Here is a 12517-nt window from a genome sequence, read left to right as displayed (position 1 = left end):
GACAACAGAGGGCGACGCAGCACTTGGGGAATCACCCAAGTGCTTAGTTGGAAAAGGGTCGCTCAGATTGAGGTTACACCCTTAGAGTGCGCCAACTTCTTTGAAATAACGCTCCGCACCTGGGTGCAGCGGCGCTGGCAGATTTTTGGTCGCTTTGTCTAATTGAATCGCTTTTGCCGCTGAGTGCGCATTACCGAGACGATCTAAATGTTCAAACATCAGTTTGGTCATCTGATAGGCTAAATCGTCCGACACTCCCGCTTGAGTGACAAATAGGTTTTGAATCGCAACCGTTGAGACATCAGCAGTTTGACCTTCGTAGGTCGATGCGGGGATGACTCCATGCTGATAGGCAGGATTATTAATTTTGAGGATCACATCTTCGGGGACTTCAACAAAGTTGATTGGCATCGTCGCAGCTAAATCACGGATCGCCGCCATCCCTAAGCCCGAGGACTGTAAGGTTGCATCTAACTGACGGTTTTTAATCAGCTCAACGGATTCGGCGTAAGGTAAAAACTCAACCTTGCCCATATCCTCATAGCTTAAACCAGCCGCTTTGAAGATGGCGCGAGCATTGAGTTCAGTACCCGACTTAGGTGCACCGACAGAAATACGTTTACCTTTTAAATCAGCTAAGGTTTTAATGCCAGATTCTTTACTCGCCACTATTTGAATATAGTTAGGGTAAGCGGCTGCGAGTACACGCACTTTATCTAACGGTTTTTTAAAGCCTGCATCGGCATCGCCTTGATAGGCCGCAGCCACTGAATCACCTAAGGCTAAGGCCAGCTCACCACGACCGGCTTGCAGCAAGTTGAGGTTTTCAACCGAGGCTTTTGTGGCTTGTACTGAGGTCTTCGCGCCTTCAATACCTGTACCATAAAGTTGCGACAGTGCCACACCAATCGGGTAATACACACCACTGGTACCACCGGTCAGAATATTGATAAAGGCTGGTGCGGCCGCCATCGTGGCTGCACTGAGTGAGAGGGTTAAAGCGGCGCCCACGGCGATAAAACGTTTGTTGATTTTCATGCTTAAATATCCTTATTTTTTATTGTGTTATATAGGGTAAGAACAATATATACCATTGATTATTTATTTTAGTATCAGACCTTATATACCCAAAACTGTTCAAAATACAAGCTTTAACACGCCTTTCGATACAAGCTAGACAGTGAGTTTTTACGGCTAATGTGCCGAGTTAATCGGGGTAACCATGAGTCGATAATGCGTAGATTACATCTGCATCTTGGAACATATCGGCAAGTGTGTTGCATTCAGAATGTGTGGATTTGGGTGAAGAAAACCATAGCAAAAGACTCAAGCATTGTAGATATTGCTTTAGTCTAGGTGAGGTCCTAAATAAAGGCGTTCTAGCTTATTAATATTTAAAAAATCAGTATGTTAGCGTTTTTGTGTTTGCGGAATAAATTATCGTTAAGTTGGTGAGAATAAAAAACGGGCTAATAAAAAGGGCTAACCGTAGTTAACCCTTAATCAAGATATTGGAAGCGCACCCTAAGGTGTCACAATATTACTTAACGTTATCGAGGAGGCCTTTAGTCGCGTTTTTGGCGTGCTTTGCAGCGCGTTTTTCCTTGATCGACATTAACGGCTTTTTCTTGGCCTCTTTGCGATTTTTTTGCTCTTTACTCATAGTTAACTCCATGTACTTTCAGTGGTTGTTCATCAGGCTAATCATGTAAGCCATTTGCATAAAACCCGTTCCATGATGTCCTGATTAAAGCGAAACGTTTAAACTCGAATTACACCATTTTTAAATCACAACTATTTAAAACGATTGGTAATTTATTTGAATTTGTTTGCCTCTCTGAGCTGTACTCGCAAAATAATCTTATCACCGAAATCCTAAGGAAGATCCACTCGCTGCTTAGAATAATTCACGCTAATGCTAGTGCTAATCTGTATATAAAATATGCGGTTCAGAACACGGTATTTACACATTTCATTACCTTACCTGCGAGTCGATTTTCCCAGTATACCGCCGAGTAATCCGCGTAAAATTTGTTTCCCGAGTTGATTACCAACGGTTCTTGCCGCTTGTTTAGACAAGGTTTCGGCCAACCCTTGGCGGCGTTTATTGCCAAAAATCAGTTCGCTAAGCCAGCCCTGTTCAGCCTCTTGGGTAGAGGGCGTATTCGCCGTTTTCGAGCTAGTGGCGCCATTGGCCGCTTCGGCGTGCCGTTGATTGAGTCGCTCGTAGGCGGACTCTCGGTTGATTAAGGTATCGTACTTACCACCAATCGGACTCTGATGACGGATAGCGGTTAACTCCTCGGTCGTGGCTGGCCCCATCCGGCAGCGTGGTGGTGCTATTAAGATGCGCTCAACCATAGTCGGCACACCTTTCTCGGCAAGGGTTGACACTAAGGCTTCGCCCACGGCGAGTTGTGAAATTACCTCGCTGACCATCAATTTAGGATTCGATACGAAGGTTTCGGCTGCGGTTTTAACGGCTTTTTGATCCCTTGGGGTATACGCCCTGAGGGCATGCTGAATGCGATTGCCGAGTTGACCGAGAATTTCATTGGGAATGTCGTCGGGAAATTGCGAGCAGAAATATACCCCGACGCCCTTGGAGCGGATAAGCCGCATAATTTGCTCTATGCGTTTAAGCAAACTTGCTGGGCAGCCCTCAAATAATAGGTGTGCCTCATCAATAAAGAAGACTAATTTAGGTTTATCGAGATCGCCGACTTCGGGTAAATTTTCAAAGAGTTCTGATAGCAGCCAGAGTAAGAAGCTGGAATAGAGGTTAGGGGTCAAGATGAGTTTATTGGCGGCTAACAGGTTGATAATGCCGCGCCCTTGCAAGTTAGTGCGCATCAAGTCTTCGAGTTGAAGTGCAGGTTCACCGAAAAAGTCGTTACCCCCATCGCGCGCTAAACCAAGCACTGAGCGTTGAATGGCGGCAAGGGACTGGGCGCTGATAAGCCCATATTTGGCTGAGATGTCTTTGCGCTCATCGGCCACTAAGTTGAGCATGGCGCGCAAATCGTCGAGGTCGAGTAACAATAAACCTTGGTCGTCAGCCAGTTGAAACACTATGTCTAAAATGCTGCTTTGGGTGTCGTTTAGCTCGAGAATGCGCCCGAGTAAGGTCGGCCCCATTTTACTCACAGTTGTGCGTAAGGGGTGCCCTTGCTCTCCCGCGAGATCCCAGCAAACGACGGGGTTTGCCTCGGTTTGATAATCTACTATCCCGATTTCTGCCGCCCGCTTCAATAGCTTATCGTTTGGTGTGCCTGCGACACCGAGTCCTGAAATATCGCCTTTGATATCAGTAAGAAAGACGGGTACACCTTGGCGGGAAAAGCCTTCGGCTAGCGTCATCAGCGAAACGGTTTTGCCTGTACCTGTAGCGCCAGCGATCAGTCCGTGGCGGTTGGCATATTTAAGATTTAAGTGAACCTGTTGCTCACCTTTACCTAAGAGTAGAGTATTCAAGCGCAGTCCTTGTCTTAATTAACGCCCCAAGGTGAACCAAGGGGGAGTTGGTCATGGGTGGATAAAAAAACATCACTCAGTGTTTGCCTTTCGTGGATCTGTGTCAATATCGTTGAGCACATAATCGATACAGCTCAAGTAAAGCTTGGCAATGTTAGTTTGGCTAAGTGTAGTTATTTTGTAGCATTTGTTGCGGAGCCGAAGATGAAAACCCCATTGATTATGTTAGTCTTGTCCACATTATTATTGACCTCTGGCTGTGCTGAGCTAGCCTGTTCCGCCCGGACGGATGTCGACCCCTATGAACCCATGCTAGATAAACAGCGCTGCGTGGATGAGGCGGATAAGCAGTTAACTGCCCATGAAAAGGCCAAAAAGGCTGAAGAGGAACAACAGCTTAAACAAGCTGTGGATCGGGCGATTCAACAACGTCAATAGAAAGGATTGGTATGAAGGGAGCGGGAGGAACACCGGGCGGTATTGGCCAGTTTTTTATTGGACTTGCCATGATGTGTGCAGGATTCTATCTGTTATTCAATGCGATACAGGTAAGTTCCAGTTTTGGGCTAGGTTACGGCCTCTACCGCATGAATGCCTTTGGACAGGGATTATCGATCACCACAGGTATGGTGATGCTGCCGTTTATCCTCGGGATAGTGATGGTGTTTTTTGATGCCAAGACTAAGCTCGGTTGGCTGCTTACCTTAGGCTCCTTAGTCGCCTTAATTGTAGGCGTGATCAGCTCGATTCAGTTTCACTTTAAAGCCATGTCGGCCTTCGATTTGATCGTGATTTTAGTGTTAGCCTTTGGTGGGCTAGGGCTGTTTTTGCGCTCGTTAAAAGCGGCTCCTACTGAGCAGAATGATCCCAAATAACGGCTAAACTGAAATGTCTATTGCATACCCATAGCCGAGGAAATCTAATGCGTTGGCGTGACAGTGATCGCAGCTCCAATATCGAAGATAGACGGGACCAACAGATGGCGTCGGCGGGCGTGCCCAGTGCGCTCTTGCTTAGGTTATTGCCTTTTCTGCTGCAAACTAAAATCGGTCGAGTGGTATTGCTGCTGGGCGGGTTATATTTTGCGTTTCAATACTTTACCGGCGGATTATCCCTCGAACCGAGTAATCAAGCGGGGTTTAGTCAGTCACAATCGGCCAGTAATACCGCGGCTCAAGATGAAAATGCCCAGTTTGTGGCGGCGATCCTCGGCACGACTGAAACCGTTTGGAATCAATTGCTACAAGGGCGATATATCGAACCTAAGCTAGTGCTTTATCGCAACATGACCTCAACCGGATGCGGTTTGGGGCAGGCGCAATCGGGGCCTTTCTATTGCCCCGCTGACGGCAAAGTGTATATCGACTTGAGTTTTCTCGAGGAGCTGAAAAAACTCGGGGCGCCGGGGGATTTCGCCTTTGCCTATGTTATCGCCCACGAGGTCGGTCACCATGTACAGAACCTACTCGGCACCAGCACTAAAGTGCGTCAGGCGCAGCAAGCCGCAGGCAAGGCGCAGGCCAATCAACTGAGTGTCGCCCTCGAATTGCAAGCCGACTGTTACGCTGGCGTGTGGGGGCATTATGTCGATAGACAGCTCAATTTGCTTGAGCCTGGCGATGTAGAAGAAGGCATTGCCGCGGCCAGTGCCGTGGGTGATGATCGCTTGCAAAAAATGGCGGGTCGCGCGGTGCAACCCGAAGCCTTTACCCATGGAAGCTCCGCGGACAGAGTGAAATGGTTTAATATCGGCTTTGCCTCCGGCAAGCTCGCTAGCTGCGATACTTTTAATAGCAAATAGCAAATAGCAAATAGCAAATAGCAAATAGCAAATAGCAAATAGCAAATAGCAAATAGCAAATAGCGAGCTGGTAATCGCGCCAACGTAGGATGGATAGATGGCATTTGAAGATAGGTTTCGGCTCAGTAGTCATGCAGTGATTACCAATGAGTTAGGGCAAGTGCTGCTGCTCAAAGCGAACTATGGCAATTTTGCTTGGGGTTTACCCGGCGGCGCCTTAGAGCTTGGAGAGACCATTCACGAAGCGCTGCTGCGCGAATGCCAAGAGGAATTGGGATTAGAGGTGAACATTCACTATCTTAGCGGCGTTTATTATCACAGCGCCTATCAATCCCAAGCTTTTATCTTTCGTTGTGAGTTTGCATCTGTCGATGTGATGATTCGCTTAAGTCATGAACACTCAGAGTTTGCCTTCCATGATATCGACACGCTTAGCGCGGTTCAGCAGCAAAGAGTTAAAGATTGCCTTAATTTTAACGGTGCTGTCGTGAGTGCAAAGTTTTAAGGCTTTATCAGTAAACTTGGAGTGAATCGGCTTAGGTTTGCGCGATTAGATTTTTAAGCAATGTACCTTTTAAGCCTAGATTTTCACCCATGTAAAATCATTTAGTTAGACTGTCTCTTGCTTTTTATTAATAAAATCAAATGGTTTAGTTCGCGCTTGCGCTGTAAAATTTAACAAAGACTGTCTTGATAAACTCCCATACCTCCGAACTTAACAAAAGCAATCTTAATCATTTTTGATAAAGATGATCAAATTAGCGGTCAGGGGCGCATTGTTAGATTACTGCTATTCGTAAATATCTATTACGTGCTTTGGCTGAAACCATACTTCCATACCAGATCTTATTTCTTCCGTGCAGTATGGGTCATTATCAAGTTGCCCTCTATAAATGTTATCGATGCGGCCTTTAACGATGACCCACATACGTTCTACATTTATCTCTTCCACGCCAGCGTCATCTTCAGTAACTATCTGGAAGATGAGCTTAACCAATTGTCCTGTTTCAAGGTTGTTCCTTGCCTCAAAGGAAGGAATCCAGAAAGTGTCTGAATGCTGATGATGAATGGCCTCCCCATCATTGAGTTCCCATCCATCAATTTCTATGCGGGCAAATTTATCTTCCATAGAGCCTCAGTAATCTAATGTTTAAAGCAAACGCGTGGTGCGAGTTTGTTAGGATCTTATGCCAGTTTATATATGACACTGTTCCCTAAACTGTTTTAGTTTTATAGCCGAAAGCTAGCTTGCCATATATGTGAAGACTCACCAATTGCTCAATTATCCATGCTGCAATTCCGAGGGATGGTGTATTCCACTGACTGTTGAGTTGTTTTGGGACTTAAAGCATTGAAGAGTTGCGGATCTCCAGTTTCTGCTTGTTGGAGGGGGGCAGCCCTAATCTTGTTTGATTTATTTAATAAAAATAAAACCTAAATCAAAATCAAAATCAAAATCAAAGTCAAAGTCAAAGTCGTGGGGCTTCACCCCACACCCGACCAAGGAGGACTGCTCGTCCTATCCTCCTTGGATGCTCCAAGACGTCCCTAGCGAAGTTACATGCTTTGGTTAGTGGCTTCGTGCTTATTCGAAAATCGCTAACGCTTCCGATGGTACATCCTGTACCCCGAAAGCTAGCGAGGCATCCGTGCCTCGCTCACGCGATTTTTTCAACGCCCTTCAGCAACTTCGCAGGGGAAGGTGAACTTCTGTAGTTTTTGTGTTGTTTTTTAGTATTTAAAATAGATCACTAACACTCCATTGTTTTAAAATTTAACAGTGGGTGTCCTAATAAACTTATTGAAAAAATCTGAATGCTCCAATCTAGTCTTTCAAAAATTCAATTTTATGATTTTCTTTTATAAAGCCAGTTGGCGCTAAACACTTAATTATTAAGTTAGGTTCGGTTATTTTAATTATACATGGGCACTCCTTAATTTTTGACGCAAAGTATGCTCCTGCTGCTGCACCAAAAGGCCCCGCGACAACTGCACCCACAAGGGCTCCGCCCCCCATATTCTTAATCTGCGTCGTCTGCTCATCGCCTTTAACAAGTAATTCAATTGTATACTGATGATGGTCTAAACTAAGGCCGATGACGAGCTTTTCTTTTGATGAAAAGAAAAAACCTGGCTTTAAGATGCCAGTTAGGTAGGCTATTGAAATGTTAAGTTTTTTCTTGTGTGGCACATATGCTACAACGGTGTCAGATTCGCAAAATTCATATTTTTTGCCATCCAATTGAAAATCCAATATCTTAAATCTATAAAATAAAGCCATCTACAACGTCCTATATATGTAAGAAAGACAAGTAAGATACAAGCTTTAACTCGCGTTGTTGAATCAATTTCAGAAGAGCTGGATCCCATTAATTGGATAAATAAATTAATTTTCCAGTGAGCAATCTGAGTCATACGGCGAACATTTGTTTTCTAAAGTACACCTCATAAGGGGCGAGATTTGTATTAAGCGATGTATGAGAATAGGTACAAGGCATTGATTTATATCATGCTACATTCGCTATGCCTCTGATGTAAAGCGATAAATATTCGATAGGAATTAGTAATTAACAAGTCACCCATTGTTAAATTTTCAGAGTGCATGCTTGTAAGAAGGGGTTCAGATTACTGTAGGGGTTGGCAAGATTAAGCGCTGACATGGGAGTGACCGTCCGTGACATGGTCGCTCTTTCACATCCATGTGATCGCGACATTCGTAAATCCTTTTACATCAGATGCCGTCGTCGAGCCCTCAGGGATGAGTTAATGGCGTGTCACTGGAATGACAGTGCTTAATCGTTGAAACAGAATGATGAACACCCTTTCTATGAGTAATTAATACCGCTGTGTCTTTGTTTAATTCCAACCCAAAACAAATACAAGCTGGATTCCCGCTCACAAGCATTGCGGCAATGACAGTGCTTAAGAATGGACTGTTCCATACCGATCATCTTATGGCTACTGTCTCGTGCTTCTTGGCTTATGCCTCTTGTCTTGTGGATCAGGCGCGCAGGTGGGATTTCTTCTGTTATAATGCCCCCTCGATTTTTTGGAGGCGAGAATGGACGTATCTTCTTTACTAGACGGCCTGAATGATAAACAGCGCGAGGCTGTCGCGGCACCGCAATCTAGCATGTTAGTGCTTGCGGGGGCGGGCAGTGGTAAAACGCGGGTGTTAACCCACCGTATCGCGTGGTTAATGCAGGTTGAACAGCAGAGTCCTTACTCGATTTTAGCCGTGACGTTTACCAATAAAGCTGCGGCCGAGATGCGTGAGCGGGTTGAAAAAGTCGCTGGCACCAATATGGGGCGGATGTGGATTGGCACCTTCCACGGGCTAGCGCATCGTTTATTACGCACTCACTTCCAAGATGCGGGATTACCGCAGAGCTTCCAAATTCTTGATTCAGACGATCAGCTGCGTTTGCTGAAACGCATCCTGAAAAGTTTGAATCTGGATGAAAAACAATATCCTCCCCGTCAGGCGCAGGGTTATATCAATGGTAAAAAAGACCAAGGATTGCGGCCTAAGCATATCGATGCGGGTGGTTTTCCGATTGAGCAAAACCTGCTGAAGATTTATCAGGTTTATCAAGAGTCTTGCGATCGCGCAGGTCTTGTCGACTTTGCCGAAATCCTGCTGCGTGCCCACGAGCTTTGGCTCAATAAGCCGCATTTGCTGGCACATTATCAAGAGCGTTTTAAGCATATTCTGGTGGACGAGTTCCAAGATACCAACGCCATTCAATATGCCTGGATCCGCGTGCTGGCCGGCCAAACGGCTAATGTCATGATAGTCGGTGATGACGACCAATCGATTTACGGTTGGCGTGGCGCTCAGGTTGAAAACCTGCACCGCTTCCTGAAGGATTTCCCGACGGCGACCACGATTCGCCTCGAACAAAATTATCGCTCCAAGGGCAATATTTTGAAGGCGTCGAACGCCCTTATTGCCAATAACCCCGAGCGCTTAGGTAAAGAGCTGTGGACCGACGAAGCCGATGGTGAGCCGATTTCCCTCTACTGCGCCTTTAACGAAATGGATGAGGCGCGCTTTATTGTCGGCCGTATCAATGATTGGTACGAAAAAGGCGGCAATTTAAGTGACTGCGCGATTTTATATCGTTCAAACGCCCAGTCGCGCGTGCTCGAAGAAGCCTTATTACACAAAGGCTTAGCTTATCGTATTTACGGTGGCCTGCGCTTCTTCGAACGCCAAGAGATTAAAGACGCTATGGGTTATATGCGGCTTATTAGCAATAAAAATGACGATGCCGCCTTCGAGCGAGTGGTTAATACGCCGCCCCGTGGCATTGGCGATCGCACCTTAGATATTCTGCGTTCGACCGCGCGTCAGCAGGAACTCACCCTGTGGCAGGCTTGTTTACGGCTGCTGGATGAAAAAGTGCTTGCGGGCCGCGCAGCCTCAGCGGTGCGTGGTTTTATGGATCTTATCGTCACCCTACAGGAAGAAACCCAGGATATGGCGCTGTACCGGATGACGGACACAGTGATCCAAGCCTCTGGCCTCAAAGCCATGTACGAAGCGGAAAAGGGCGAAAAGGCCCACGCTCGTATCGAAAACTTAGAGGAACTCGTCACCGCCGCGCGCACCTTCGAAATGCCAGAGGAACTCGAGGATATGGGCGAGCTTAACGCCTTCTTATCCCACGCGGCCCTAGAGGCGGGCGAAGGTCAGGCCGACGCCTTTACCGATGCAGTACAGCTGATGACACTGCACTCGGCCAAGGGGCTGGAGTTTACTATGGTGTTTATGGCGGGTGTCGAGGAGGGGATCTTCCCGAGTAAGATGGCGCTCGAAGAGGGCGACAGACTCGATGAGGAACGCCGCCTCTGTTACGTGGGCATGACCCGCGCGATGGAAAAACTCTATATCACCTATGCCGAGTCCCGCCGTATTTATGGCCGTGAAGATTACGCCCGTCCATCGCGTTTTATTAAGGAAATCCCGCCGCAATATGTGGACGAAATTCGCTTAAAGGCGCAGGTGTCGACACCGATGGCTAATAATCGCTTCAGTGCGCAAAAGTCGGCGGTCGCCAACGATACTGGCTTTAGCGTCGGCCAAAGAGTGCATCATCCAAAGTTTGGTGACGGCAAAGTGACTAACTTTGAAGGCAGTGGCGCACAGGCGCGGGTACAGGTGAATTTTAGTGATTTTGGCAGCAAATGGCTGGTGGTCGCTTACGCGCGCTTAGAGGCGCGTTGATTGGTATGAATGTCATGATTTTGTGACAGTTTCAGCCTATGCAAATTCGCTTAAAAGGGGGCTAGGGTATATGATGTTTACCCTAGCAACCGAGATAAAAAATTAGGTTTGGGAGTAGTTAGTTAATGAATCTAAAGCAGAAGTGGGACGTGTATTCCCGCCTGACTCGACTCGACCGTCCTATCGGCACCTTGTTATTACTCTGGCCGTGTTTGATGGCGCTGGTGCTAGCAGCAGGTGGTATGCCCGATCTTAAGGTACTCATTATCTTCATTATTGGTGTGGTGATTATGCGTGCCTGTGGCTGCATTATTAACGACTATGCCGATCGCGATCTCGACTCCCATGTTGAACGTACCAAATCCCGCCCTCTCGCCAGCGGCGAAATCAGCACCAAAGAAGCGTTATTACTGTTTGTGATCTTAGGTTTAGCCGCTTTTGGTTTAGTCTTACTGCTCAATGGCTTAGTGGTTAAATTATCCGTTGTAGGCATTATCCTCACCATTATTTACCCCTTTACTAAGCGGGTAACAAACATGCCGCAGATGTTTTTGGGTGTGGTATGGAGCTGGTCTATCCCCATGGCCTATGCGGCGCAAACCGGTGAAGTGCCCATCGAAGCCTGGTGGTTATTTGCGGCGAATTGGTTTTGGACTGTGGCCTACGACACCATGTACGCCATGGTCGATAGGGATGATGATTTAAAAGTCGGTATCAAATCAACCGCCATTCTTTTTGGCCAATATGACCGTCAAATCATTGGATTATTTCAACTGGCTGCACTGCTGTGTTTTATCGCCGCGGGTTGGAGTGCCGACCGTGGCCTGCTTTATGGTCTAGGACTGCTTACCTTTGTTGGTTTTAGCACTTACCAACAGATGTTGATTTTTGGCCGTGAAAGAGCTCCTTGTTTTAAAGCCTTTCTTAACAATAACTGGGCTGGATTAGCACTGTTTGTTGGTTTAGGTGCCGATTACCTGTTTTAGTTTTCCTCACCGTTTGAATGAGTGCTATCAGGCGTGTCGCCTGATAGCCGCTCAAAAATTAGCTCAAGCCGCGACTCACTGACTCGAAGTGGTATCCTGCGTCGCATCAATTTGCGGATACTGACTGGCTGAACTTTGGATGTCAGAGCATTGGTAAGCATTTCCCATCATAGTCACAGAGCCTAAAAACTTAAGCGGTTGATAGAGATAAACAGTATCGGCGCCGAGCGCATGGCTTTTGATGCGCATCTCGTTGAGTGTACCCCACACCATATCCCTATCACTGTGCAGCCAATAATCATAGAAATGCCCCTGCGAACCAATCACTGTGCCTTTATAAGTACAGTTTTCAATAGCTACGGAGTTTTCCCATAATATTTTGACATGTGCCGATTCCTTAGTAGGAAAGGTAACACACGCTGTTACATTAAGGCCGAGTAATAACATTAATATTGTGCGAAAATTCATTTATTTATGACTCATATTCAGACTATTAATAAAAATCGGCTAGCTCAAAGAATATTATTAGCTGATTAATACTTATTGTTGATGACTTAAGTTATTTACGTCCTAATACTTTTATCCCAGCTTTACTACGATCTGAGTTTCCATATACTTCAATTTTTTTAACACAGCGGCGGGCGCCTAATGATTTCCATTCCGAGTGTTCGTGTTTGTCGATATCGGTATCAAATTTGATGGTGCGGGTTTTATCATCCCCATAGGTGACGACAACGCGATCGATACTCACATCTCTTTCTGCTTTGATTTTGATATATTTTGCCTGTCGGCAAATGATCAAAGGTATGGTGGCTGGATGATCGCCAATGCCGAGTAATATGGTGCGGCCAAGGGTGATTTCATCGTCATTATCATCTTTTTTTGCATAGGCAACGGATGTGGTAAACATCAAGAGTAAGCAGATAATTATTCGATTAATATTGAACGTCGAAAATAGACTAGATTTTATTAACATATGGCCTCCAAAAAATGGGGGCGAATCATAAAGTATTTAATGTAACCTAA

Annotated in this window: 13 protein-coding genes; 6 read left to right on the top strand and 7 right to left on the bottom strand. The window is 46.1% G+C overall.

Annotation, left to right across the window (positions count from 1 at the left end):
* Positions 1-81: 81 nt before the first annotated feature.
* The 3 genes from KXJ80_RS21385 to KXJ80_RS21375 all read right to left on the bottom strand — a co-directional run bounded on the left by KXJ80_RS21385 (position 82) and on the right by KXJ80_RS21375 (position 3474).
* Positions 82-1038, bottom strand: a complete 957-nt coding sequence (locus KXJ80_RS21385; RefSeq protein ID WP_037413561.1) for a TAXI family TRAP transporter solute-binding subunit — start codon at positions 1036-1038, stop codon at positions 82-84.
* Positions 1039-1540: 502 nt separating this feature from the next.
* On the bottom strand, positions 1541-1663 hold the full coding sequence (locus tag KXJ80_RS21380) for a hypothetical protein (protein WP_037413559.1): 123 nt from the start codon (positions 1661-1663) through the stop codon (positions 1541-1543).
* Between the two features lie 317 nt (positions 1664-1980).
* On the bottom strand, positions 1981-3474 hold the full coding sequence (locus KXJ80_RS21375) for a helicase HerA-like domain-containing protein (protein WP_218737551.1): 1494 nt from the start codon (positions 3472-3474) through the stop codon (positions 1981-1983).
* Positions 3475-3678: 204 nt separating this feature from the next.
* On the opposite strand from KXJ80_RS21375, the gene KXJ80_RS21370 reads away from it, so the two are divergent.
* The 4 genes from KXJ80_RS21370 (at position 3679) to KXJ80_RS21355 (ending at position 5780) form a co-directional block, all read left to right on the top strand.
* Positions 3679-3912, top strand: coding sequence for a hypothetical protein (locus KXJ80_RS21370; RefSeq protein WP_037413552.1), 234 nt, complete (start codon positions 3679-3681; stop codon positions 3910-3912).
* Between the two features lie 11 nt (positions 3913-3923).
* Positions 3924-4349 carry an NfeD family protein gene (locus KXJ80_RS21365; protein ID WP_218737550.1) on the top strand — a complete coding sequence of 142 codons (426 nt, stop codon included), beginning with the start codon at positions 3924-3926 and terminating at the stop codon, positions 4347-4349.
* A gap of 47 nt (positions 4350-4396) precedes the next feature.
* On the top strand, positions 4397-5275 hold the full coding sequence (gene ypfJ / locus KXJ80_RS21360; protein WP_218737549.1) for a KPN_02809 family neutral zinc metallopeptidase: 879 nt from the start codon (positions 4397-4399) through the stop codon (positions 5273-5275).
* A gap of 97 nt (positions 5276-5372) precedes the next feature.
* Positions 5373-5780 (top strand): NUDIX hydrolase, encoded by a 408-nt coding sequence (locus KXJ80_RS21355; protein ID WP_218737548.1) that lies wholly within the window; start codon positions 5373-5375, stop codon positions 5778-5780.
* Positions 5781-6065: 285 nt separating this feature from the next.
* On the opposite strand, the gene KXJ80_RS21350 is transcribed toward KXJ80_RS21355, so the two are convergent.
* Entirely contained in the window at positions 6066-6404 is a 339-nt protein-coding gene (locus KXJ80_RS21350) for a DUF2314 domain-containing protein (protein WP_218737547.1), read from the bottom strand.
* A 696-nt stretch (positions 6405-7100) separates the two neighbouring features.
* A complete protein-coding gene (locus tag KXJ80_RS21345) occupies positions 7101-7556 on the bottom strand; it encodes a hypothetical protein (RefSeq protein ID WP_218737546.1) in 456 nt (151 codons plus the stop codon).
* Positions 7557-8336: 780 nt separating this feature from the next.
* Between KXJ80_RS21345 and uvrD the strand changes: the two genes are divergently transcribed.
* Complete coding sequence (gene uvrD, locus KXJ80_RS21340) at positions 8337-10505, top strand: DNA helicase II (RefSeq protein ID WP_188871845.1); 2169 nt, start codon at positions 8337-8339, stop codon at positions 10503-10505.
* 125 nt (positions 10506-10630) lie between these two features.
* Entirely contained in the window at positions 10631-11491 is an 861-nt protein-coding gene (gene ubiA / locus KXJ80_RS21335) for a 4-hydroxybenzoate octaprenyltransferase (protein ID WP_069453723.1), read from the top strand.
* Between the two features lie 75 nt (positions 11492-11566).
* Here the strand turns inward: ubiA and KXJ80_RS21330 are convergent, their stop codons facing one another.
* Both KXJ80_RS21330 and KXJ80_RS21325 read right to left on the bottom strand, forming a co-directional pair.
* Entirely contained in the window at positions 11567-11959 is a 393-nt protein-coding gene (locus KXJ80_RS21330; protein ID WP_218737544.1) for a DUF4156 domain-containing protein, read from the bottom strand.
* 91 nt (positions 11960-12050) lie between these two features.
* A complete protein-coding gene (locus KXJ80_RS21325) occupies positions 12051-12467 on the bottom strand; it encodes a DUF2541 family protein (RefSeq protein ID WP_218737543.1) in 417 nt (138 codons plus the stop codon).
* Between the last annotated feature and the right edge of the window lie 50 nt (positions 12468-12517).

The organism is Shewanella xiamenensis (assembly GCF_024971755.1).
In the GTDB taxonomy this organism is placed as follows: Bacteria; Pseudomonadota; Gammaproteobacteria; order Enterobacterales; family Shewanellaceae; genus Shewanella; species Shewanella xiamenensis.
This window is presented reverse-complemented; position numbering and strand designations above follow the sequence as displayed.

Bases quoted from the DNA above. Each gene is read 5' to 3' on its own strand.
- KXJ80_RS21385 (WP_037413561.1), bottom strand. From the start codon at position 1,038: ATGAAAATCAACAAACGTTTTATCGCCGTGGGCGCCGCTTTAACCCTC.
- KXJ80_RS21380 (WP_037413559.1), bottom strand. From the start codon at position 1,663: ATGAGTAAAGAGCAAAAAAATCGCAAAGAGGCCAAGAAAAAGCCGTTA.
- KXJ80_RS21370 (WP_037413552.1), top strand. From the start codon at position 3,679: ATGAAAACCCCATTGATTATGTTAGTCTTGTCCACATTATTATTGACC.
- KXJ80_RS21365 (WP_218737550.1), top strand. From the start codon at position 3,924: ATGAAGGGAGCGGGAGGAACACCGGGCGGTATTGGCCAGTTTTTTATT.
- ypfJ (WP_218737549.1), top strand. From the start codon at position 4,397: ATGCGTTGGCGTGACAGTGATCGCAGCTCCAATATCGAAGATAGACGG.
- KXJ80_RS21355 (WP_218737548.1), top strand. From the start codon at position 5,373: ATGGCATTTGAAGATAGGTTTCGGCTCAGTAGTCATGCAGTGATTACC.
- KXJ80_RS21350 (WP_218737547.1), bottom strand. From the start codon at position 6,404: ATGGAAGATAAATTTGCCCGCATAGAAATTGATGGATGGGAACTCAAT.
- KXJ80_RS21345 (WP_218737546.1), bottom strand. From the start codon at position 7,556: ATGGCTTTATTTTATAGATTTAAGATATTGGATTTTCAATTGGATGGC.
- uvrD (WP_188871845.1), top strand. From the start codon at position 8,337: ATGGACGTATCTTCTTTACTAGACGGCCTGAATGATAAACAGCGCGAG.
- ubiA (WP_069453723.1), top strand. From the start codon at position 10,631: ATGAATCTAAAGCAGAAGTGGGACGTGTATTCCCGCCTGACTCGACTC.
- KXJ80_RS21330 (WP_218737544.1), bottom strand. From the start codon at position 11,959: ATGAATTTTCGCACAATATTAATGTTATTACTCGGCCTTAATGTAACA.
- KXJ80_RS21325 (WP_218737543.1), bottom strand. From the start codon at position 12,467: ATGTTAATAAAATCTAGTCTATTTTCGACGTTCAATATTAATCGAATA.